The following is a 21,381-nucleotide window of genomic DNA, read 5'->3' on the forward strand; positions in this document are numbered from 1 at the left end:
CCCAAAGCTAATCTCGAGCATAACGGGGATGCTGAAGTGACCCCCGGCAAGCCCACCGCCCACCAGCAGCTCTACACGGATGATTATTTTGCCAAGGGTCACTGGCTACTCAAAATTTGGCAGACGCTCGTGGCGCTATGCGGCTGGGTGTGCGTTCTCGTGCCCGTTTACATCACGGTGCGCAGCTTCATGGGCGTGCAGTTTGGTGTGTTCAAGCCGCTGTGGACGTACACCGAGGGCATCATCGAGATTAAGTTCCTGCTCGTGGTCATCCTGTTCATGGCCGTGTGCGCAATGATTTTCTCCGTCTCGATGTCGATCATTCAAAATCGTAAGCGTGACCGGCTGGTGGAGCAGTGGCCGACGTTCAACCCGATTGACCAACAAAAGCGGGCGGCCGAACTCGAAGCGTTTATGGAAAAACGGTTCGGCGATGACGAGTTCCGGCACCACGTGCGGACGTACCAGGTGCAGTCGGAGCAGAACCTGGACACCGACGCGATTCACAAGCTGTTCGGCGAGAATGACATCAACCAGGAGTGAAGGGGGGGCAGCACCATGATTAACCAAATATTTTACGGTTCACCGCTACAAACGACGGTTGCCATCATGTTGCTGGTGCTCTGCCTGTACCCCGTCGCCGGCGCGTTTCTGTGGTTCTTCGGGGCGCTGAGTTATCGCTGGCTGCGCAACACGCGCGAGGATGATAACTGGCAGCAGTTGCCGCCAAGTAAGCAGCCACTGGTCACCATCATGATTCCGGCGCACAACGAGGAGGTCATGATTGAATCGACCATCACCTATCTGTTTGACGAGCTCAACTACGATAACTACGAGGTTCTCGTGATGAATGACGGCTCGACCGACGACACCGGCAAAATTGTGGCGCAGCTGCAGGAGAAATATCCACGGCTACGAACCGTGGAAATCCTTAAGAACAAGGGCAAGGCGCACGCGTTTAACATTGGGATGTACTTCGCCCGCGGGGAGTACATTCTCAGTAATGATGCGGACACAATTCCTGAGCCCGACGCCATCATGAAGTACATGAATTATTTCATCCACGACCGCGACATGAATACGAGTGCCGTGACGGCCAACATGGACGTGCAGAACCGGACCAAACTACTGGGTAAGTCCCAAACCGTTGAGTTTTCCAGCATCGTCGGTGTCATCAAGCGTAGTCAGGCCGCCGTCAACGACTCGATGTACGCGTACAGTGGCGCGAACACGATGTACCGCAAGTCGTTTTTGATTGACGTCGGTGGCTTCCGGCAGAACCGGGCGACTGAGGACATCAGTATCGCTTGGGACCACCAGATGATTGGCGCGGTGCCGCGCTTTGCGCCGAACATCATCTTCCACATGAACGTGCCGGAAACCCTGGGCGATTTGTACAAGCAACGCAAACGTTGGGCCCAGGGCGGGACTGAGGTGTGGCTCACCAACTTCAAAAAGTTCTTCCTGCACCCAATCAAGCACCGCTACCAGATGTCGATGTTCGTGGACTCCACGTTGTCGATTATTTGGTCCTTCTTCTTCATCATCTCGACCGTGCTGTTTGTGTCCTCAATGATTTGGTTTATCGCCAGTGGTAACTGGGAACGGATTTACCATGGCATCATGATGTCGCTGATTTTCGTGACGTTCGAGATGTTTGCCGGCACGCTGCAATTGCTCGCCGCGCTGATTCTCGATCACCGCGGCGCGAAGCTGAAGTACCTACTGTTCGCGCCGCTCTACATGCTGTTTTTCTGGATGGTCAATCCCATCACCATTGCAACCACCTTTATCCCCGCCTGCAAGACCATCATGGGCTTCGGGTCCGGGACCTGGACCTCACCAAAGCGCCAGGCAATGAAGGCGGAGCACCACTAATCTATTGCATTTAAGGCAGCGTGCCCCGCTGCCTTTTTTGGTGGGCAGGGATGCTGCCGCGGTAGGGTGGCATTTGCCCCGGCAACAAACAGCATCACCGGAGTGGCATCATTTGCAATGAACAATTTTAGCCAAGTACTATTTTCAAAAAAGTAATTGTGCTAATATAGTGGCATACAAACAGAAGAAGGGTCGTGTCGCAGTGGAACCGGAATTGACGAAGGATATGGTGCGGGGGTATCTCAGCGCCATCGTCTTGAACGTACTCAGTCAGGGCGCCAGCTATGGCTATCAGGTCACAAAGGACATCAACGCACTCAGTGGTGGCGCGTACGTCATCAATGAGGCGACGCTTTACACCGTGTTCAAGCGGTTAGAAAAAGCGGGCAGCATCACCGGGTTTTGGGGCGATGAAAGCCAGGGTGGCCGGCGCAAATATTATCAAATCACGGACGCTGGTCAGCAGCAATTAATACAGGAACGAGCAACGTGGAAGCTCGCCAAGACAACTTTGGAGGCGTTGATTAATGGCAACAACTAAAGAACTTGAACAAAAAATCGGAACACGGTTGGACCCGCTATTCACGGCGCACCCACAAGAATCAGCGTTAACCGAGCTGCGCGCCGAGGTCACCAGCAATCTGGTCGCCGCGGCGATTGACAAGATTGCTGCCGGGGCAACGGCAGATGCCGCCGTCGATGAGGCAATTGCGGAGTTCGGCGACATCGCTGAGCTGATTAATGAGCTATTGGATGAAGATGGTGCTAATGATGCGACCGGGGTAACGGCTGCAGCGCCGGTGATGGCGACCAAAGAAGCGGACTCCGGCCAGGCTAAGGACGCATCTGAACGCAGTGATAACCACAGCGTTTTTCAAGCGGACGCAAGCACGGCTACGGGAAGCAGTACTACCCAGATGGACGTGACTGAAGGAGACAGTGCGGCGCAGGACGGGGATTTGGTTGCGCATGGCGGCAGCGGCGAGCTGACGCAAAAGAAGCAGGCAGACAATTTTCTCACGCACGAAATGCCGGGCATCAGCGAAATCCAGGTTGATTACACGCACGATGACATTCAGCTGGTACCAATCGACGGCAGCCAGCTGCAGGTGCGCGAATACTTCAAGAATTTCAAGCCGGAATACGCCGGGAAGATTACGAGTGATGGCGGCATCATCCACGTCGTCCACGGCTTTCGGCCCCACGTTGCACTCCAGATGAACATCGGTGGCATCAAGATTGGTTTCTGGAGTCGCATTGTTGTCGGCATTCCAAGTGATTTCAAGGGCAAACTACTCGTGAAGAACAGCGACGGTGTGGTGCGGGCGCTCAACCTGCGGAATCTGGCCGGGATGAACATCTCGGTGCACGATGGAAATGTGGATTTGAACTACCTCGCACTGGATCAATTGGCCGTTACGACCGATGATGGGGACCTGTCGCTTCAGAGCAGTCAGTTGGGCGAGGTGCTGCTGGCGAGTCACGATGGTAATTTACTGATTGGCAAATCCGCCATCGACACACTTGCGGCACGCTCCGACGACGGCGACATTGAGGCAAGCAAACTGAACGTTCGCGGCAACGTGCAGCTGGTTACGCGTGACGGGAATGCAAAGGTGAACGCGGTTCGCGGCGAGAATCTGCAAATTTCCACTGACGATGGTGACGTGCACGTTCAGGAACTGGTTGCTGACCAGATTTCCGTTAAGTCCAATGACGGCAACATTATTGCCGACGACCTGCGCGGCAATGCCGAGTTGCACACTGACGATGGGGATGTGCGCGCCAGCTTTGCGGTCGTTACTGGCGATATCGACGTTACTAGTGGTGAGGGTGACGTGAAAATCAGCCTGCCACGGACTACTGATTACAATTTCGACCTGCATACTGGCGACGGTGACATCCGCCAAGATGAAGCCGCGGTCGAATTCACCAAGCACGGCAAGCACCGTCGTCGCGGGCAAAAGGGCACAACGCCCGAGTTCACGGTCAGCGTGGATACAGATGACGGCGACATTACGGTGAAGTAGAGTTCAGACTACGATCACTCACGCTGTCCGGCAGCGTCAGCTTGGTTGCTGAGGTAGACCAGTGGGGGGCTCCGCGTTGCGGGGTTTGGCCTCCGGGTCCGGGCTGGGCCTCTGGTGTGCTTCGCCGTGGTCGCTGTGGCGGTCGTCTGGAGCCGGAAAAGCGCCGTCTCCAGACTAAAAATTTAGCTTTGCATCGTCGCGCCGAGACCTAATTCGTACGATGCTCAGCATGTAATCGCATGTTCTAACTCGTACCCAAATTCCCCATGCTCCTCACGCAAATCTAAATTTTTCCCTCAGTAAAACCTGAGATGCCTGGCAAAACCCGCCAGTCATCCCAGGTTTTACTGTTGCCACAGCTGGGCGGCACACCCGAGACCCAGCCCGGACCCTCCGGCCAAACCCCACAACGCTCCGCTAGATAAGTAGTCAGCAGTCTGTCATTTCCGGGAAACGAACAACGTGAGCTAGGTGCTCGAGAATGTAAGAATTAGGGGTGATATATCAAAAGCCTCGGTAAGACTTTCTATTAACCACGATGTAGCGACTGGGCGGGGACGGTGTGCGTGTAGTGCGGCTGGGATTTTCCTGTGAAAGCTATGGTGAGAGAAGACCGGTGCGGTTTTTGCACCGGGCTTCTCCACACCATAGCCGGCAAAAATTAAGACCCGCCAGGAGAACAAGATTTCCCAGCGAATCTTAACAACACGTATTAGTCACGTAACCCAAAGAAGCAGATGCGAGGCTGAATTTTTAGGTTGAAGACCCCGATTTTGGGGCTTCAACCGGCCGCACGGAAAATCCCAGCCGCACGGAACGCGCACCGGCCCCGCCCAGTCGCGGCCCCTATACCACTAGTAACTCATACTACCAAAACGACTCACGCTGCCGGACAGCGTAAATATTGGATTTCATGGGGATGAGTGCGTGGTAAGATGAAGGTAGATGTTTTAACGTTTTATCAGTACTGTTTCGGGCCTGGCAACGAGGAACATTTCGCGTGGAATGTTTACTTGCCTCGCCGTCGTTAACTATTAGCCAGAGCCGCCTGAACGCAAGCGGCGCCAGCAATAGCCCAGGAGGAGCCATGGAACACGGACTTGTGGTGATTGCCAGTCAAGGGGTTACTTTTTCCATTACTAATTTGAATAATTTAACCACGATTGAGCGGGGGACGTACCCCGTGCCCGTTGGGGAAGAAATTTTTAGTGGCCACGTTTTGTCGCCCGCGACCACGGCCGCACTGCAGACCGCGCTGCTTGCCGTGCGCCAATTGTTTGCGGACTACGGTGTGACGGAGTACGAAGTTTACGCCGGGCAGTCGTTCTTCGAGGGTGATAACGCCGAATTCGTGCGCGATCAGCTGTTTAACCGGACGGGAATGTGGGTGCACCGACTGGCGATTCCGGAAGAGGCGTACCACCGAACCAGTGCCGTTCGTCAACATTTTCCCCACTTCGACCAGATGATTCAGGATGGGACCGTGCTGGTTGATATTGGTGGCGGGACCGTTGAACTCATTGCCTTTAGTAACGGCACGTTCAGCTTTGCCCGCAACCTGAACCTCGGGCCGCTGCGGGTGTTCGAGGTGATGAAGGACGTTCAGCGCAGCGAGCCTAATTACGTGGAAGTCCTGCGCGATTATATTGACAGCCGGCTGCTTGACTTCATGCGCCTGCTGCCGCAAAAGCACGACTACCAAAACATGATTCTGACCGGTAGTGGTATGCGCCTGCTCGGCAACATGTGGCCCAAAAACGATGATGGTCGGATTGAGCGTCACCACTTCCGCAAGCTCTACCACGAATTGACGCGGGCAAGTGATCAGTACATCGCCAGCACCTACGACATTGCGGGAGCCCAGGTGAGTCAGGTTTTGCCGACGATTTTACTTGTGCACCAGCTAGTTCAGCGGCTTGATGCCAACGCGATTTGGCGCAGCGACCTGCGTCTAATTGACGGGCTGGAGGTGAACGCGGCGGTGAACGCCGATTCGCGGGCCGTTCGCTTTGACCCAACCGAGTCCATTCGCGCCAGCGCGCTCACGCTGTCCAATTGGTACCACGTGGACCAGCTGCACCGCGACACCACCGTGAAGTTTGCGCTGCAGCTGTTTGACCGGCTCCGCAAGCTACATGGGTTAGGTAAACGTGAGCGGCTCCTGCTTGAGACCGCGGCGCTGATTACGGATATTGGCAGCTACATTGACACCCACGATCACGCCGAGAGCTCGGATTACATCATCCGCAGTTCCGATATCATGGGGCTGAGCGAACGCGAACAGGAGATTGTGGCGACGATTGCACGTTATCACACCAGTGCCACGCCGCAGCTAGATATGTCCGCGCTCAAGACTTTTTCCGGGGCCGAGCGACTGGTTGTCGCGAAATTGTCGGCCCTGCTGCGAGTGGCGGATTCACTGGATACGAGTCGTAAACAAAAAATTGATTTGATTAGTGTGTCGACCAAGAATGGCCGCGTGACCATCACGGCCAGCAGCCGGGAAAACTTGGAGCTCGAAAAGTGGACACTCGCGCAAAAGGGTCATTTCTTTGAAGCCGTCTTTGGGATGCCAATACGTTTGAAATGGAGGAGTCGTCAGTATGACTAAGAGTGCATTTGCCGACCACAAATTCTATACGAACCGTGAACTTAGCTGGATTGCGTTCAACGACCGGGTGCTCGATGAGGCCCGCGACAAGGCGAACCCCCTGCTGGAGCGGGTGTCGTTTCTCGCCATCAGTCAGAGCAACCTGGACGAGTTTTTCAACGTGCGGGTGGCATCGCTGCGGAAAATGGTGTCAGTTGGCTACGATAAACCCGACGCCGCCGGGATGACGGCAACACAGCAGCTTGATGCCGTCAGCAAGGATGTGCACAAGATGGTGGACAAGCAGTACAGCACGCTATCGCGGTCGCTGCTGCCGGCGCTGGCCAAAATTGGCATCAACGTGCACCAGCCGCGTGAACTTAAGGGGGAGCAGCTGGACTTCGTTGATGATTATTTTCACCAGGAGCTCTACCCCATTCTGACGCCACTTGCCGTTGACGTTAGCCGGCCGTTCCCGTTCATCGCCGACCACACCATGAACCTCGCGCTGCGGCTTGAACGGCCAAGTGATAAGGACGACAAACGCAACTTTGCGACCGTTCAGATTCCGGATTCGATGCCGCGGGTGATTCGGCTGCCGGGCAGTGGCGATGATTTCGTCCTGCTTGAAGACGTCGTGCGCCAGTATGCTTTCGAACTGTTCGTCGGCTCCAAGATTCGTGAATCCGCCATGTTCCGGGTCACACGCGACATGGGTCTTGATGTCGATGAAGAAGACGCTTCTGACCTGATGAAGGAAATTCAGCAGCAGCTCAAAAAGCGTGAACGTGGGCGCGTCATGCGCCTCGAGATTGAGGGCGACATGAGCAAGTCCATGGAGCGGTATCTGGTCAAGCAGATGGCCATCGACGCCCGTGACGTGTACGCCATCAACGGGCCAATTGACCTGCAATTCTTGAACTCGCTCGTCAAAAACGTGGGGCCACGGCCGGACGCGGTGTTCCCACCGGCAGTGCCGTACCTGGCGCCGATCTTCAGCGACCAGTCCATTTTCCGGACGATTCGCAACGGGGACGTCTTTTTGCACCACCCATACGACAGCTTCACGCCGGTGGTTGAGTTCATTCACCAGGCGGCGGTTGATCCAAAGGTGCTCGCCGTGAAGATGACGCTGTACCGTGTTTCCAGCAAGTCGCCAATCATCAAGTACCTGAAGCAGGCGGCCGACAACGGCAAGCAGGTCACCGTGCTGGTCGAGCTCAAGGCACGGTTCGATGAAGAAAACAACGTGCACTGGGCTAAGGAACTGGAACGCGCTGGCTGTCACGTAATCTACGGACTGGTTGGCCTGAAGACGCACTGCAAACTGGCTCTCGTTGTTCGGCGCGAAGAAGATGGCTTGCGCCGGTACATGCACATGGCTACCGGGAACTACAACGACGTCACCGCGCGGATATACACCGATATGGGTCTCTTCACCTGCAACCCCGAAATCGGGGCCGACGCCAGCAACATTTTCAACATGCTCTCCGGCTTCTCGGAGCCACCATATTTCCACAAGCTGGTGATTTCGCCCGATGGGATTCGCGACTTCTTGTCCGAACGAATTGACGACGAAATTAAGGCGGCCAAGGCGGGGCGTAAAGCCGAGATTCACATGAAGATGAACTCGTTGTCCGACCCGCACATGATTCGCAAGCTCTACGCAGCTGGTGCTGCCGGCGTCCACGTGCACTTACTGATTCGCGGGATTTGCGACCTCAAAGTGGGCCTGCCGCACATTTCCGAGAACATCGAGGTGCACTCAATTGTTGGCCGCTACCTTGAACACTCACGGATTTACGCGTTCTACGCTGACGGGGAAAAACAGACGTACCTGTCGTCTGCGGACCTAATGACCCGTAACCTGTCGCGGCGGGTGGAAATTCTGTTCCCAATTCTGCAGGACAACATCCGGGCACAGGTCAACAATATCTTTGACCTGATGTGGGAAGACAACGCCAAGACGCGGGTCCTGCAGCCAGACGCGACCTGGGAACGAATCGACCGGCGTGGCCGCACGCCATTTAACGTGCAGGAATACTTCGTGGCGAACGCGGCGGCGATGTCCGCTGAGTTGCTCGGTCCAGAAACCGAAGATGTGCAAAAAACACCAGGGGGTCCACGGCATTTCGTGCCTCTGCGTGCACCTGAAGAAGATTAACAACAAGGAGTGCAGGAAGTCGCCAGACCGATTTCTTTGCGCTCCTTATTTTTACGGTTCATAATGACAATGAATTGTTTCATGAATGGCGACCATTAAAGTCGTCGAGTGTAATCGGAAAATTTATTCGGGGGTCAGTCGTGTTGGGCTGATTATTTAGCCCCGGGTCCCTGGAGGTATGATATGAGTCACTTTGCGGTGTTTGATCTAGGCAGTAACTCTGCGCGCATGTCGGCGTGGCGGATTGAAGAGGGCGAACCAACGCCAATTCTGAAGATGAAGGAAATGGTCCGGCTCTCTGAAGGCATGGGCGATGAGCGCATCTTGAAGGAAGACGCAATTGACCGGACGATTGCGGCGCTAAAAAAATTCAAGGAGGCGCTGACTGAATTCGAGGATGTGACCGTGGCGGCGTACGCCACTGCCGCAACCCGGCAGGCGCGCAACCAGAAGATTTTTCTGAAGCGTGTGCGGGAAGAAGTTGGCATTGAGCTGCAGGTGATTCCGGGCACGAAGGAAGCAGAACTCGACTACATGGGTGTAATCAACACGCTGCCCGTGCAAAACGCGCTGATTATGGACACTGGTGGTGCGTCCACGGAGCTAATCCTCGTGCAGAACCGCAAGATGCAAAACCTCATCAGCATTCCCTTTGGTTCGGTGAACCTGACGGAGCGTTACCTGCACCACGACCCAATCACCGCCAGCGAATTATTCAACCTGATGGCGGCGGTGAATCGGACCTTCAACGGTATCTGGTGGTTGCGCAAGGCCCAGAACCTGCCCCTCATCGCGCTGGGCGGCTCCAACCGTACGCTGGCCAAGATTGAGCGGCGCAAGGAAAAATTCCGCGACTTCGAGGCCGTTCACGGTTTCCGGATGTACACACCGGAGATGAACAAAATATTCAACGAGATCCTCGACGCGAACTTGGAGCAGCGCAAGGCCATTCCGGGGCTGTCCAAGGAGCGTGCGGACATCATCGTCGGCGGGTTAATTCCCGTGGTCACGATGATGCGGTACCTAGATTCAGACCGGCTAATTTTCTCCCAGAACGGTTTGCGCGAGGGTGCCCTGTACGAACACCTGCAGGGAGTCCAGAAGGTAATCGGCGGCGTTACGGAAGTGGCACCGGAAAAATAGTGTGGCAGGTTGCTTGTGCTTTTTGGTACAAGTGGGTAGCTGCTGACAATGATAATATCCCTACGTCAATTCACGGTTTACCCGCAAAGTGACACAGGGGTATTTTTTATTTTACGGAAGCTACCTTCGATTATTATGATAAAAGAATCAGGTTACAGTGATGGGCTTGTTGGATTTTTTGCGGAGCTTAGTAGTTTTTGACTATGCGCTTAAAACGCTCTGAATACTATTACAATTTCATGTTCGAGCTACTTGTTTGGTGTGAGTAAAAGGCGGCGGCCACACGTTGATTTTTTTCAGGGCCGCATAACTGAGGAGATAGTTGCATAAATGCTACTTTTGGGCCTATAAATTATTTTATCTGCGCTGAATCCATATTAAGTAACGCTTACATACATGCAAAAACAATTTCACTTTTATTGAAAAGGTATGCACTAACTGGAATAATATATCTGAGGGGAAAAATATGAGTGCTAATGATGACAAGCAATTGGGTGCATACTTTCACAAAGTGCGCAAGGAACGTCACATAAGTCCGGATGCGGTATCTGCGGGGTACCGGTCAACTTTGTGGCGCTTTGAAAAGGGTGATAACAGCCTCAGCAATGAGCGGCTATACCGGGTCATGGAAAAGATGGGACTCAGTATGGTGGATTTGCGTGCGCACTTTAAGCAATTCCAGTCACCGTTCATCACGGCGCTGGAAACCTTGTTCAATGAGCGGGCCACACTGGATGCAAAACGGGTTGCGGAAGTGGTTGATCAATATGAGCGCAGCCACAATGTTGAGGGTAAACTGTACCAGATAAACACCAAGGTGTTCGACATTGTGCTCCAGTCCTTTAAGCAGCAGCACAACCTCAAGCTGGACAAGCAGGTCCAGGGCGAGATTGAAGAACTGTTGCTGACGAATAAGCAATGGCTGCAGTACGATTACGGGTTGTTCATTCTTGCGATACCGCACCTTGATACGGACATCATCCTGCAGTGTTTTGCACACATGCTGCAAGATGAGGCAGCTGCAGGTACGCACTACGCCGAGTTCCGGAATACTGTGATTTGCCAAGTGTTGCTTAACCTGCTCGTGCGCAATCAGGTCATCCTGATCGATGAACCATTGGCGCAGCTGCAAAAGATGCGCACCGTCACACTGTGGGGGGCAGATGCGCTGATGCCACAGTTCTTGCAGATTGAGAGCAAACGCGTCCAGGGCGAGGCACTCGCAGAAGCACAAATGGCAGAATTGTTTGCCGTATTGGATGTATTGGCCCTTGAGCACACCGCGAACCATCTGCGGGACCTTGATGAAATGATTATGCAGCGAAAGGACGGGGCGATTTTATGACAGAAACTAAAGCCATTGGTCCGTTCTTGAAGCAGGTGCGGTACGTGCGCGGCCTGCACCTTGATGATTTGGCCGGCAAAGTTTCCCGCTCGTCGCTGTCGCGCATGGAGTCTGGCAAAATCGATTTGACCAGCAGCCGGCTCGACGAAATCATTCAAGCCCTCGGGGTGACCTTCGATGATTTTGGTTACCGGGGGATGATTGGCCTCAGCCTGTACAACGAGTGGCCCAAGGTTGAGGCGTCCGACTGGGAACCGGAAGCGGCGCAGCGGGTGCTCAAATACTACGAGAGCCTGAAGGAAAAAGATTTCGCCAACCCATTCTTGGACATGGTGATTACGGCCATGTCTGAATTACTATGGGTCAAGGAAACGGGCGCAAAACAGTTCCGGCGACCAGCAATTCAGGCCATGAACAAGTATTTCAAACGCATCACGGAAATGACCCAGATTGAAGAAACAATCATTGAGAAAATCCTGTACTTGGTCCCGAGTCGCACCTCGGTCAAGTGGGTGCGGACCCAGTTTGATTTCACCATGGCCAATGCCGATCAGGTTCAGCCCAAGCAGAAAGATTGCCTGCTGACGATGGTTTGCTCCACGGGGGAACAGGCCCTGATTGAGAAGAAATACGACATTGTCGACGAAATGCTAGCCGATGCCCAGACGCTCGCCTCGATGTTAACGGAAAACCCAACGGTCCAGTATAATCTCCGCGCGCTCGCAGCGCTCAAAGACGTGGTGGTTAATCCCTCACCGGAAACCCGGTACCAGTTTGCCCAGATTATTGAAACAACGCTGTTGCTGTTTCCCATCGAGACGTACAACTACATGCGCAAGTAAACTGAAGAGCACGGGTGGCTCACGGATGTTGACTTCAACAAGGTTCAGTTTGCTGGCCAGAGTAGCAACAGACTCTAGGCAGCAAATCGGCGTCCATTAATTGCAGAATTGATAAAATTTCGCCCCGCAGCAGTAACGCGGGGCGATTTTTGCTAGAATCGGGGTTAGAAACAGGCGCTATCTGCGTCCAGAAAGGAACGAACCGATTTTTGGTTCATTAACGACGATGAAAAAAATAATCACGGCAATTTTAACTACTATTTTGGCCGCCACGGCATTCGGGTTGCACACCGTGTCGGCGGACACTGGTTCTGACAGCTCCTCGAGTGCGGATGCGACTTCTTACAGCACTGGGGCGTGGAGCGAGCCGGTAGTCACGCTCGGGACCTCCCTGACCAGCGAGCAGAAGCAGGGCACAATCAACACGCTGACGGACAGCTTGAACGGCGGCAACTACAAGACGATGACGGTCACCGGTGCAACGCTGGTGCAGTACCTCAACCCAAGCGGTAGCCATTTTACCGCAAGTAGTGGTGTGTGGAGCTCAGCGATGGTGCAGAAAACCGATAACGGCGGCATCAACGTCCAAATCCTGAACTACAACGGCGTCAACAACATCACGACCATCACCGAAGATCAGTACCGCAACGCGGCGGTGACGGCCGGGGTGGCGAACGCGAACATTTTCATCACGTCCGCGGTTAAAATCGACGGTTCCGGCGCACTCGCCGGCGTTTATGCGGCGTTTGCGGCCAACGGTGAAAAACTGGATTCGTCCCAGATTTCCGCCGCACAGACCGAAGTGAACACCCTGTCCGGTATCACCCAGGCCAACAAGGGCAAGGATGGCTATACCGACAAGCAGCTGAACAACGCGGTTGCGGGGATGAAGAAGGACATGGCCAGCCAGTCCAATGACGGGAAACAGGCCTTATCGCAAAACCAGATTGGCAATATCGTTGATTCGCAGCTGAAGAACAACAATCTGGGCACCATCATCAACAACAATCAGCGCACCCAGATTATTAACCTGCTCGTGAAAATCCAGGATTCCGGTGCCCTCAAGAATGCCGATTTTAAGCAGCAGGCGACAAAACTTGCTAGCTCAATTCAGGACTCCGCGAAGGGGCTCTTCAGCAAGATTAAGTCGGGCCTGAACTCAGAGCAAGGGCGCAACTTCCTGCAGAAAATTGGGGACGCGATTGCAAACTTCTTCCGCGGCCTGATTAACTGGGTCGAATCGTTCTTTAACTAACAGTGAACTTAATCCAGACAATAGTTAGGCCCGAGAAGGCTGACGCGGCGGTAATCGCTGCCAGCCTTCTCGGGCCTTTTTGCCTGCGACCGTGTGCACACGGGCAGGAGCAAGTGGCATTTAACCCGACATTTTGGCCGTGAAAACCTTATAATGGAATCGTTCAGGCGTGCATTGCGCCTAGAGCACCGATTCAGGTACATAGATTATTTTGACCGGCAGCACGGCGGTCAGAAGCGGAGGAAAAAATGGCAAAATTTACTGAGGTACGCGCGGCAATGGCCGCCAGCAACATTGATGCACTGATTCTCACCGACCCGGTGAACGTGTCGTATGTGAGTGATTTTTCCGGGGATGAAAGTGGCCTCGTCGTTACGCAAAACGAGGCAGTTCTGGTCACCGATTCCCGGTTTGCGGAGGTGGCTAAGGCCGAAGTCAAGGAGGCCGAGGTCCAGCTGCACGCCAAGGGGCTGGTGCCGTTCATGGGCGGTTTGGTCGATCAGTTCGGTGCCAAGCGGGTCGGCTTAGAGTCGGCCTACATGACGTACGAGAACTACGACGCGCTGTCCAAGAACACCAAGGCAGAACTCATCCCCACCTGGCACCTGGTGGAGAAGATTCGCGAAATCAAGTCGCCGGATGAAATTGAGCTGATTCAAAAGGCCGTTGATATTGCGCAGGCCGGTTACGAGCACGTGCTGGCAACCATTAAGCCCGGGATGACGGAGCGGCAGGTTGCCACCGACCTTGATTTCTTCATGCGCGGTCTGGGGGCCACGGCCGTGTCCTTTGAGACCATCGTGGCGTCCGGTTACCGGTCCGCATTGCCCCACGGATTTGCGGACGATAAGGTGATTGAAGATGGCGACGTGGTGACGCTCGACTGGGGTGCACTCTACAAGGGTTACATGTCCGATTTGACCCGCACGTTTGCAATCGGCACGCCGAACCCGAAAATGGATGAAGTGTACCGTTACGTCTTTCAGGCTAACCGGGAAATGGCCGCGGTGATGAACCCAGGCACGCTCGGTCGAACCATGCAGGAGACCGCCCACCGTGCAATCGATGCGGCCGGGTACAAGGAGTACTTCGGTCACGGTGCCGGCCACGGGATTGGCCGCGACATTCACGAGGGCCCCGGTGCCTGGGGACCGTACATGGACACACCAATTTTGGCGGGCAACGTGCTCACCGACGAACCTGGCATCTACCTGCCCGGAATCGGTGGCGTGCGGATTGAAGACGACGTGTTAATTACAAATGACGGGCACAAGCAGATGTCACAGATGGCGCCAGCAGAGTTGCTGCACTTGTAAAACGGGCCCGCGGGACTGGTCAGAGCTACGGCCGGAACGCGGCTGAGAGCTTAAATATTCGTTCAAGCGTAAATTCGCTGTTTTATTTGGCGGTTTTACGCTTTTTTGTTTGTAACACTATTGACATTTGGGCCCAACAAACAGCATACTAAATATAAACTATAGTTCGTTTTTTTTAAAAGTGATCGGCCGGTCAAACGCAATCGTTGTAGTAAAAAGCATTTTGCATAAATGCAACACTCATATTGCGCTATGTAGAGATTTAATTCTGCACACCGGCCGATTTTTGTGTCTAAGCACACTCGGCCAAAATTTAGAGGGGAATGACGACCGATGGAGGAACTAACTGAAAGTTTCAAACTCTACCGCGGGGCATTAATGAGTCCGGAAGACCAAACTGCGCCAGAATTATACTGGGATGACGTGCAGGCTTCTGCCAACTATTATTTGAGTAACGACGCACGCAAGCACCGTACCTGGCTACGGGTGTACTGTCCGCCGGTTAACGCAGCAGCTAAGGGCAAGCTGCTCGTGTTACTGACGATGAAACCGGGCCCACTAGGGGTTTATTCTTACAGCAAGCGTCTTAATAGTTGGTATGAACCATTGGCTGACAAGCAGGATGACAATTGGCGCATCAATGAGGCTTCAATCAACGGCCTGCTGACGAAGAATTCACGCGGGATTGTGAACTACGAGCGGATTTTGGTGCTCAACACAACGTCGCACATCTGGCCGGGGGCAAACCGGTTGGCGACGGGCCTTGAGATGTGCATTTGCCACCGCGACCAGGAATGGCACGACAAGCTACTTGCCAGTTCGCTCCAGGCGCTGCGCGAAGAACTGACGACCCTGGCGGAAAACGGCGGCACCGAGTTTGACTTCGACGTTGCCACCGGGCCATTCGAACTGCGCAACGGCGGCCGCGAACGTATTGAGCAGTACACGGCCATCATGGATGAGTTCGTCGGGGAACACAGCTTAACGCGTGAGCTCGGGTTGCACGTCAACATGCGCTCCGTGAAGCTTAACGCCGACAAGCGGATTCCGGGATCGGAACTGCGGATTGTTTCCGCGGTTCACCCGAACGCCGCCCTGTTCAAGTTACCCGTGCACGCCGTTGAGGTGAATGGCTACGATGACGCGGGTCGCAACATTCGCACGTACACGCTGCGCAAGTAAGGTTGCACACTAATTGATTGTTACTCCCCAAACCGTTTACTGGCTTGGGGATTTTTTTGCGCGTGAAAAGTCTTTTCGGCGTTGCACTTTTGATTTTGGCCGTTGCTCAACGAAAAAGTGGCGTTACTGCGGATTTGAGACAGGACATATTTGAAAATATGCGCAGGAAAATCGCTGAACATCAGGCTGGGCCTGGGTTTTGGCGCGATTCTGCGCATATTTAAATATATGTCCTGTCGCAAATTGGCGAAAAGACGAGATTTCCGTTGAGCAACGGCGTAATCTGCTTGTCTGTTCCCGCAGCGTCTAGCTCGACGCGAACAGGGCGCGGTTCGGTTACGCAACGCTTCAGCACTTGCACCTGGCCGCAGCGAATTCAGCGGCAACAAAAAAGGCGGCCACAAACGGGCCACCTTACATTCAGCAACTATGCGATTATTGTGGCACTTGGATTAACCCGGTGGCGCGAATTTGCCTGGAGCGCTGCACCACCTAGTGGATCGTTTATCGGCGCATGCGCCGCCAGAACACGCCACCAAGGTAGGTCACCAGTGCGGCGAGCACTAACACGTAACCCAAAATCAGCAGGTAAAACGGTTCGTGCAGCATGCCGTCCGCGCCAATTGTTACCGGTGCGAGTGCCTTGATGAGTAGGCAGATAATCCCCGCGGCAAGTAAGCCCCAACTAACCAAAGTACTGCGATGATGTTTTCGGTTCAGCATAACCCATTCCTCCTAGTGCGTTTGCCCCCAGTTTAACCGACCGCCTGCCAAAAGGGGCGGCGTGCGGGCAGACTTTACCAAAATCCTAGCATTACGGAAAACGCAGCGGGGAGCTGTTGGTTTTGGGGGACAAAATGCAATCGGCAACTGGCGGCCAATCATGACATACGCATGCCCTCAATTTTTCTGGGGATGTGGTTAACCAAAATCGGGCGAAAGTCCAAGTGACTGGCAGTTACTGCGTGCTATAATCGCACTGAATAAAACGTTTGCTGGAGGAATGTGCACATGACCGATATTAATATTCAGGACCCCGTGGCGGTGCGGGACTTCGTGGCCCAAGCTGTACCTGACGCCGGGAATAACTACACCATCGCTAACCTGCGCGCCCCGAACTTCGTGGCGTTGTCCCTGTCGTTTGGCAACAACAATCCGACAGCATCCGTTGATTGGCAGTTGGCGGACTTTGAACGCCACTACCTCATTATTTTCACCGCTGCCAAGGTCTACCTGCAGCAGATTAACCGCGACGATACCCCCTTGCGCGTGCTGGACCACGCGGACATCGCTGAATTTGGTGCGGACGAGGCCAGTGATGAGCACGTTTTTCACTTCATCATTGGCCGCAAACGTGAAAACTACTACCTTTTTAACACCAACCCGCCGACCCCACAGTGGGCACTGGATAACTACGAGACCTTGCGTGCCAATGGCTTTGGTGGCCTGATTGCCCCGCAAGATCACGTGGTGGCGCCGCCAAGTGACATGCTTAATGTCCTTCACGGCGGGGCGTCGCCGCTTTTACGGTCAATTTCACGGCCACACGCACCAATCGGCCCCACTCCCGAACCAGCACCGAAGCAGGCGGCTAAGGATAACGCTGTTGCACCAGCTAACCAAGGAGACCAGCCAGCTGACGGGGTGCGGTCTACCACACATCAGGCTGTGGTTCCTGGCCGGCAGCCAATTGACGATGATGCCGTTCCGGAATCCGCCCGCCCTGAACGGCAACGAAAAGGTCTGCTCGCAACCCTGTTCGGCCGGCCAAAACGCCGTTAGTTAATCGCGGTCAAATGGTTCGTGAGTGGTAATGTTCGTGGCGGAATTGCCGGCAGCAAAAGAGCGGCCCAATAGCGACCGCTCGGAAATATTTTATGGTAGTAGGGGCACAGGTTGAATGAATCCCCAAATAGTTTTAAGCGCGGCTTGGCAATTCAAGGGTGCTTGTTGCCAGCACGTGGCCCTTCATGGCGTGTTTGAGCTCATTCAGCCAGAAGCCGTCTTCAAGTTCTAGCGACGCATCGAGTGCGTAGACTGTCAGCGTGTATACGTGGGTTTGATCTGGTGGGGTTGGCCCCGTGTAACGTGCATAAATTTTGGGGTTAGTGCTGCCGATAAAGTGCGACGCGTTAGAGTTGCGGCCTTGGACGAACTGATCCGCGAGCAGGCGGCTAGCGTCTTCTGGCAATGCACTCATGCTGACAGGAATGTTTGCGGCACTCCAGTGAATCCACGTGAAGCCGGCGACTGGAATTGCGTCGTCATCGGTCAAACTGAGCGCGAAGGTCTTGGTGTCAGCGGGTGCCCCCGTGATGGTCACGGGGAAACTGCGCACCGGCTGGCCCTCAAGCATATCGCTTTCGTCCGCATATTTGCCGTATTTATCCGGTAAGAGGTTGGCAGAAGTGATTGGTACTGAAATCTGCATACAAAGCACATCCTTTCTAGTTCCATTATACAACGCGCGGCGCCCGGTAAATTGGCCAAAAAAGCTGACTTTTAACTGCGGATTTTAAAATGACTTTGGTTAAAACCGGCGAAAATTGACCGATTTGTTGTTGCCAATTGGCCGGCTTGTTAAGCTTAAGTTGTCTTAGGCGTGCCGGTCCGTACACCTGAGATACCCCGCGTTAGTTCACTGGCTGTGGCTAGTGGAACCTAGGCATATACCCAAAACCCCAACACACAAAAACACCATCCTCAAAAATGAGGATGGTGTTTTTGAATCAGGGCGTTAATTATCGACGCTGTTTTCGGGTGTCGTGAGCAAACCGGCGCGATTAATGTACAGCAGGATGCCAGCGGTGATGCCGATAAGAAGGACGCCGCACAAAGCGAAGATGGGCATGGATGCCATGTGGTCGAACCAGACACCGAAGACTAGGGTGCCAAGTGGGGCCAATACGGTGCTGATGGTCATATCAATGGAAAATACGCGGCCCTGGATTTGCTGGGGAATGATGTGCTGCTGGAAGACATTCATTGGCGTGTTGACGAACACGATGAGCGTGCCCATCAGGATATTTAAGACGATGAAGTACGCGGTGTTCACCACGTTATTCCACCCGGTGATTGTGGGCAGACCAAAGCCGATGATGGCCACGGCCATAAGCATTAGGTTGAGGTAGGAAATCGTGACGGGATGGCGTTTCAGGTGCATCTGGCTGAGAACAATGCCGCCGATGAACATCCCGATGGCAAAACTGGAATCGGTCATGCCGTACTGGGTGTTCGATAACTTGAGCGTGTGGACCAGTATGAACGGCAGACCAACGTTCAGCGCGGCGAACAGGAAGTTGATGAACGAGCTGGAGCCCATGAGCAGAATCAGCAGTGGCTGGTGCCGCAGATAGACCAGGCCCTCGCGGAAGTTGCTGATAATCGTTGGCTGTTTTGCGGTTGTTTCTTCAACTGGTGCCACAAACAGGAATTTCAGACCGATAATTGCGACCAGCGCGATTAATTCAAAGGCGACTTCCACGTAGGCGAACGTGTCGATGTTCACGAGCGTGTAAACCAAGGCGCCGATGATTGGGGCAAGGAAACTGGACAGGGAACTGACCGACTGGTTAAGCGAGTTGACCTGCTGCAGTTCATCGCCGGTGAAGAGTTGGACGAGGCTGGCAGTTAAGGTGGTGCTTAGGAAATCATCGGTGATTTGGAGCACCACGATGAGGCCGACCAGTTCAATGTAGTAATGCTGCGGCCAGACGCGAAAGATGAGGGCGAAGGCAACTAGGGTAATGCTGGTGGCTATCTGAGCCAGCACCATGATGCGTTTGTGCTTCATGGTGTCCACGATGTAACCGACCAGCGGTGTCAGCAGCACCGTTGCGAGGGGCCCGGTGATCAGGCTGACCCCCATGCTGAGGGCGGAGCCGGTGCGGCGCAGGATGTAAAGACCGATGGCGAAGGACAACATGGCGCTGCCGAACGTGCCGGCGAATTTGATGATGAGGATTCGAAGCATTTGGGGGGAGATTTTGCGCATAATTAACCTGACCCGCGCAATGTGCGGGTTTCTGGACGGTGAGTTGCGTCCGGACTGATTTAATTGGGTGAAACGAGACTGTGGGTGATTTAATTTAGATGTAGTAGATGTTGACGTCGCCGACCTTGAACGTGCCGGTCAGCACCACGGTTGGCCCGTCCGTTGCCGCCTGCCCGTGGACATTCATGTCGCTGATGAAATTATTGAGCTGGTTTTCCACCTGCCACGTTCTGGGAAAGTAGAGGTCGACCTCGCCAATACTGCCGTTCAACTCGATGACGGCGGTGTCGCCGACTATCTGGGCTTGATCGAAGTAAATTTTCGCGTCGCCAATGTTGACGTTGATGTCCGCGTGCTGAAAGTTAGATGATTGGACGTAACGAGTGGCACTGCCCATTTTGACGTCGACGGTCACATCCGCGTCCGTATTAATCGTAGCCTTGCTGGCAGAGTGGTCGCGGCTTTTGTTACCGCCAACCTTGATGACCTTGTTGTTGATAATGATGGTGGCGTGGTTTTTCTTCTTGAATCGTTTTAACACCGGCTTTAGCAGCATTGATAGCCCAATGTCAGCCAGCAGCGCCACAGCCAAAATAGTCCAGGTCGAGACGGTATCGATGCCCAGCATACTGCGCCAGATGATGACCAGAAAGGCGAGCGAGAAGACCGTTCCGGTGACGTCGATACTGGCAAGACTGCTGATGGTTGAGGCGGTAAAGCAAATCGTGAAGACCCAGGACCAAAAGCCGACTCCGACCAGATTGCCGGTAGCGCTGGCGAACATTAATCCGGCACAGGCGAGGAAGAAGACGCCCCAGAAGATGTTTTTTAGATTTTTTTTGCTCATGACAATGACCTCATTTCGTTTAACCGTTCGAGGAGCAGCTTGTAGTAGCGCCTGGATGCGTAAACTTGTTTGTATGAATTGTGGAACCCAATCGAGCAATTCGCGATTGAGTGATTGACGGCGGCGACCTGGTTTAGGTTGACCACCGTGGATTTGGCGATTTGGAGGAAGAATCCCGGCAGGACTCCGAGCAGCTCGTGCAGCGAGTGCTTATTGGTGTAAATGTTATCGGCGGTGTGTACCTGTAGGTTGCGGCCGTCAGTTTCGATGAACAAGATGTCGCCCAGACGGATGAAGTGCTCGGTGGCGTCTTGGTAGCACGCCAATGTTTGGTTCGCCGGTGCCGTCAGCAGCTGCTGAATCCGGCCGAGCTCCGGATCATTGCTTGCTGCCTTGATGGTCACGACCGGCTCGGTTAGCGAATCATCAATTTCAACGTGGATCTTCATGGCGGCACCTCCTTTGTGGCAACATTGTTTTTCTCTACGCTTTTATTAGACTACTTTGAGAATTAAAACAAAATAGTTTTAACACAAGCGGTCAAAAAATGTGCGTAAGTGGTCAAAATCGGTCCGAAATTTGGCGGCAAAAGTACGTAAGCGGGTTAAATGGGCCAGAAGTCAGGACGAACAGTGATGAACGTAATTGGCGCAGCTAAGTGCAAATTGAGTTGAGCCACGTCGTCTTGCCACCCAATTCCGTCCCAAAATTGGCAGGGATGGACACTATTTATGTCCCGTACCCTTTTCCTTCCCGGCGCAAACCTTTAGAATGGGTGTATTAAGTAGAAAGAGG

At 53.8% G+C, this 21,381-nt stretch carries 18 protein-coding genes; 13 read left to right on the forward strand and 5 right to left on the reverse strand.

Annotated elements, in window-relative coordinates; genetic code table 11:
- Positions 1-36: 36 nt before the first annotated feature.
- The 12 genes from EKN00_RS01690 (at position 37) to EKN00_RS01745 (ending at position 15,745) form a co-directional block, all read left to right on the forward strand.
- Positions 37-543, forward strand: a complete 507-nt coding sequence (locus tag EKN00_RS01690) for a hypothetical protein (protein WP_127848480.1) — start codon at positions 37-39, stop codon at positions 541-543.
- A gap of 15 nt (positions 544-558) precedes the next feature.
- The gene (locus EKN00_RS01695) at positions 559-1,878 is read left to right on the forward strand and encodes a glycosyltransferase family 2 protein (protein WP_127848412.1); all 1,320 of its coding nucleotides are present in this window, start codon (positions 559-561) and stop codon (positions 1,876-1,878) included.
- A gap of 226 nt (positions 1,879-2,104) precedes the next feature.
- Positions 2,105-2,419, forward strand: coding sequence for a PadR family transcriptional regulator (locus EKN00_RS01700; protein WP_127848481.1), 315 nt, complete (start codon positions 2,105-2,107; stop codon positions 2,417-2,419).
- Entirely contained in the window at positions 2,406-3,908 is a 1,503-nt protein-coding gene (locus tag EKN00_RS01705; RefSeq protein ID WP_127848413.1) for a DUF4097 family beta strand repeat-containing protein, read from the forward strand. Before EKN00_RS01700 ends, EKN00_RS01705 begins: the two co-directional genes overlap by 14 nt.
- A 1,087-nt stretch (positions 3,909-4,995) precedes the next feature.
- A complete protein-coding gene (locus EKN00_RS01710) occupies positions 4,996-6,519 on the forward strand; it encodes a Ppx/GppA phosphatase family protein (RefSeq protein WP_127848414.1) in 1,524 nt (507 codons plus the stop codon).
- Positions 6,512-8,662 (forward strand): RNA degradosome polyphosphate kinase, encoded by a 2,151-nt coding sequence (locus tag EKN00_RS01715; protein ID WP_127848415.1) that lies wholly within the window; start codon positions 6,512-6,514, stop codon positions 8,660-8,662. The genes EKN00_RS01710 and EKN00_RS01715 overlap by 8 nt, the downstream gene beginning before the upstream one ends.
- A gap of 183 nt (positions 8,663-8,845) precedes the next feature.
- The gene (gene ppx / locus EKN00_RS01720; protein WP_127848416.1) at positions 8,846-9,805 is read left to right on the forward strand and encodes an exopolyphosphatase; all 960 of its coding nucleotides are present in this window, start codon (positions 8,846-8,848) and stop codon (positions 9,803-9,805) included.
- Between the two features lie 466 nt (positions 9,806-10,271).
- On the forward strand, positions 10,272-11,150 hold the full coding sequence (locus tag EKN00_RS01725) for a helix-turn-helix transcriptional regulator (protein ID WP_127848417.1): 879 nt from the start codon (positions 10,272-10,274) through the stop codon (positions 11,148-11,150).
- Entirely contained in the window at positions 11,147-11,992 is an 846-nt protein-coding gene (locus EKN00_RS01730; protein ID WP_127848418.1) for a helix-turn-helix domain-containing protein, read from the forward strand. The genes EKN00_RS01725 and EKN00_RS01730 overlap by 4 nt, the downstream gene beginning before the upstream one ends.
- A gap of 226 nt (positions 11,993-12,218) precedes the next feature.
- Positions 12,219-13,247, forward strand: a complete 1,029-nt coding sequence (locus EKN00_RS01735; RefSeq protein WP_127848419.1) for a DUF1002 domain-containing protein — start codon at positions 12,219-12,221, stop codon at positions 13,245-13,247.
- Between the two features lie 248 nt (positions 13,248-13,495).
- Positions 13,496-14,563 carry a M24 family metallopeptidase gene (locus tag EKN00_RS01740; protein ID WP_127848420.1) on the forward strand — a complete coding sequence of 356 codons (1,068 nt, stop codon included), beginning with the start codon at positions 13,496-13,498 and terminating at the stop codon, positions 14,561-14,563.
- A 333-nt stretch (positions 14,564-14,896) separates the two neighbouring features.
- Positions 14,897-15,745: a hypothetical protein gene (locus tag EKN00_RS01745; RefSeq protein WP_127848421.1), complete on the forward strand. Its 849-nt coding sequence runs from the start codon at positions 14,897-14,899 to the stop codon at positions 15,743-15,745.
- A 504-nt stretch (positions 15,746-16,249) separates the two neighbouring features.
- On the opposite strand, the gene EKN00_RS01750 is transcribed toward EKN00_RS01745, so the two are convergent.
- On the reverse strand, positions 16,250-16,468 hold the full coding sequence (locus tag EKN00_RS01750; RefSeq protein ID WP_127848422.1) for a DUF3955 domain-containing protein: 219 nt from the start codon (positions 16,466-16,468) through the stop codon (positions 16,250-16,252).
- Positions 16,469-16,756: 288 nt separating this feature from the next.
- Here EKN00_RS01750 and EKN00_RS01755 point away from each other — a divergent pair, with 288 nt between their 5' ends.
- Entirely contained in the window at positions 16,757-17,527 is a 771-nt protein-coding gene (locus EKN00_RS01755; RefSeq protein WP_127848423.1) for a hypothetical protein, read from the forward strand.
- Positions 17,528-17,663: 136 nt separating this feature from the next.
- Here the strand turns inward: EKN00_RS01755 and EKN00_RS01760 are convergent, their stop codons facing one another.
- The 4 genes from EKN00_RS01760 to EKN00_RS01775 form a co-directional block, all read right to left on the reverse strand.
- Complete coding sequence (locus EKN00_RS01760) at positions 17,664-18,176, reverse strand: YbhB/YbcL family Raf kinase inhibitor-like protein (protein WP_127848424.1); 513 nt, start codon at positions 18,174-18,176, stop codon at positions 17,664-17,666.
- Between the two features lie 306 nt (positions 18,177-18,482).
- Positions 18,483-19,739 carry an MFS transporter gene (locus EKN00_RS01765; protein WP_127848425.1) on the reverse strand — a complete coding sequence of 419 codons (1,257 nt, stop codon included), beginning with the start codon at positions 19,737-19,739 and terminating at the stop codon, positions 18,483-18,485.
- Between the two features lie 94 nt (positions 19,740-19,833).
- The gene (locus EKN00_RS01770) at positions 19,834-20,586 is read right to left on the reverse strand and encodes a LiaF domain-containing protein (RefSeq protein ID WP_127848426.1); all 753 of its coding nucleotides are present in this window, start codon (positions 20,584-20,586) and stop codon (positions 19,834-19,836) included.
- Positions 20,583-21,035, reverse strand: coding sequence for a LytTR family DNA-binding domain-containing protein (locus tag EKN00_RS01775; RefSeq protein ID WP_127848427.1), 453 nt, complete (start codon positions 21,033-21,035; stop codon positions 20,583-20,585). Before EKN00_RS01775 ends, EKN00_RS01770 begins: the two co-directional genes overlap by 4 nt.
- Positions 21,036-21,381 lie beyond the last annotated feature (346 nt).

Origin of the sequence: Lacticaseibacillus hulanensis (assembly GCF_004010095.1) — a bacterium.
GTDB classification, from domain to species: domain Bacteria; phylum Bacillota; class Bacilli; order Lactobacillales; family Lactobacillaceae; genus Lacticaseibacillus; species Lacticaseibacillus hulanensis.

Coding starts and splice junctions, on each gene's coding strand:
- EKN00_RS01735 (WP_127848419.1), top strand. CDS start 12,219: ATGAAAAAAATAATCACGGCAATTTTAACTACTATTTTGGCCGCCACG.
- EKN00_RS01775 (WP_127848427.1), bottom strand. CDS start 21,035: ATGAAGATCCACGTTGAAATTGATGATTCGCTAACCGAGCCGGTCGTG.
- EKN00_RS01745 (WP_127848421.1), top strand. CDS start 14,897: ATGGAGGAACTAACTGAAAGTTTCAAACTCTACCGCGGGGCATTAATG.
- EKN00_RS01760 (WP_127848424.1), bottom strand. CDS start 18,176: ATGCAGATTTCAGTACCAATCACTTCTGCCAACCTCTTACCGGATAAA.
- EKN00_RS01705 (WP_127848413.1), top strand. CDS start 2,406: ATGGCAACAACTAAAGAACTTGAACAAAAAATCGGAACACGGTTGGAC.
- EKN00_RS01710 (WP_127848414.1), top strand. CDS start 4,996: ATGGAACACGGACTTGTGGTGATTGCCAGTCAAGGGGTTACTTTTTCC.
- EKN00_RS01770 (WP_127848426.1), bottom strand. CDS start 20,586: ATGAGCAAAAAAAATCTAAAAAACATCTTCTGGGGCGTCTTCTTCCTC.
- EKN00_RS01765 (WP_127848425.1), bottom strand. CDS start 19,739: ATGCGCAAAATCTCCCCCCAAATGCTTCGAATCCTCATCATCAAATTC.
- EKN00_RS01740 (WP_127848420.1), top strand. CDS start 13,496: ATGGCAAAATTTACTGAGGTACGCGCGGCAATGGCCGCCAGCAACATT.
- EKN00_RS01725 (WP_127848417.1), top strand. CDS start 10,272: ATGAGTGCTAATGATGACAAGCAATTGGGTGCATACTTTCACAAAGTG.
- EKN00_RS01715 (WP_127848415.1), top strand. CDS start 6,512: ATGACTAAGAGTGCATTTGCCGACCACAAATTCTATACGAACCGTGAA.
- ppx (WP_127848416.1), top strand. CDS start 8,846: ATGAGTCACTTTGCGGTGTTTGATCTAGGCAGTAACTCTGCGCGCATG.
- EKN00_RS01695 (WP_127848412.1), top strand. CDS start 559: ATGATTAACCAAATATTTTACGGTTCACCGCTACAAACGACGGTTGCC.
- EKN00_RS01730 (WP_127848418.1), top strand. CDS start 11,147: ATGACAGAAACTAAAGCCATTGGTCCGTTCTTGAAGCAGGTGCGGTAC.
- EKN00_RS01755 (WP_127848423.1), top strand. CDS start 16,757: ATGACCGATATTAATATTCAGGACCCCGTGGCGGTGCGGGACTTCGTG.
- EKN00_RS01700 (WP_127848481.1), top strand. CDS start 2,105: ATGGTGCGGGGGTATCTCAGCGCCATCGTCTTGAACGTACTCAGTCAG.
- EKN00_RS01750 (WP_127848422.1), bottom strand. CDS start 16,468: ATGCTGAACCGAAAACATCATCGCAGTACTTTGGTTAGTTGGGGCTTA.